The sequence below is a fragment of the Streptomyces sp. H27-H5 genome, assembly GCF_026627505.1.
Classification (GTDB): domain Bacteria; phylum Actinomycetota; class Actinomycetes; order Streptomycetales; family Streptomycetaceae; genus Streptomyces.
Genome location: NZ_JAPNLK010000316.1, coordinates 1 through 1,087, shown reverse-complemented (window position 1 = coordinate 1,087; position 1,087 = coordinate 1). Strand labels below are relative to the sequence as shown.

General features: G+C 67.2%; 1 protein-coding gene. It reads left to right on the top strand.

Annotated features, from left to right (window positions below):
* The first annotated feature begins 79 nt into the window (after positions 1-79).
* Positions 80-1,065 (top strand): IS5 family transposase gene (locus tag OTB19_RS43005; protein WP_420717039.1). Its coding sequence is split into 2 segments (ribosomal slippage): positions 80-481 and positions 484-1,065, totalling 984 coding nucleotides; the frame shifts between segments, so codons are not numbered across the junction.
* The last annotated feature ends 22 nt before the right edge of the window (positions 1,066-1,087 follow it).

Below are 1,087 nucleotides of genomic sequence, written 5' to 3'. Positions count from 1 at the left end.
CTAGGTCCTGTATGGAGTCCAGATCACGGTTTGGGTAATCGGCGCCGCGGAACCGGTCGCTCTTGATAAACCATCGGGCATGGCACGTGGCGACCTCACCGACGAGCAATGGGCCCTGATCGAGCCCCACCTTCCTCTGGGAGTATCCGGACCCATCCCCGACCTGCGGAATCACCTCAACGCGACGATGTGGCGGTTCCGTACCGGCAGTCCCTGGCGCGACGTGCCCGTCGAGTACGGGCCGTGGTCGACCGTCTACGACCGCTTCCGCCGCTGGGCGCGCGAGGGCGTCTTCCAGCACCTGATGGAGACGGTCATCGGCTATGCCGCGGAACGCGGTGAGGCGGACTTGTCACTGGTCAGCGTGGACTCGGCCACCTCCCGCGCCCACCACCACGCCGCCGGGATGGTTCTGGACGAAGAGCAGCTGAAGGCGCTGGAGGATGCGGCCGAGTCCAAAAAGGGGGCGGGAAGAAGAGACAAGAGCCGCAAAACAACCAGGACCAGGACCCCGGCCGGGCCGAACGGCGGCGGGTGCGGCGACGCCACCGGGCCCGCTTGAAAGCCGCTGAAATGGGGCGCTCCCGAGGTGGGCTGACCAGCAAGGTGCACCTGTCGGCCGAGCGACGCTGCCGTCCGCTGTCGTTCGTCCTCACCCCCGGCCAGGCCGGCGACAGCCCGCAATTCACGCGGGTCGTGGACAAGATCAAGGTCCGTGGCAGAAGGGGCCGACCCCGCACCCGCCCCGACGCCGTCGCCGGCGACAAGGCCTACTCCTCCCGCGGAAACCGCGTCTACCTGCGTAAACGCAAGATCCGGGCGGTAATCCCGGAGAAGGTGGACCAGGCGGCCAACCGCAAGAAGAAGGGCTCGCGCGGAGGCCGCCCCGTCAGCCACGACGCCGAGCTGTACAAGGACCGCAACACAGTCGAACGGTGCGTCAACCGGCTACGCAACTGGCGCGGGATCGCCACCCGCTACGACAAGACCCCGGAGAGCTACCTGGCCGGACTCCACCTCTGCGGCACGATGCTCTGGCTACGCAGCATCACCGGACGAACATGATCTGAATCCCGTACAGGACCTA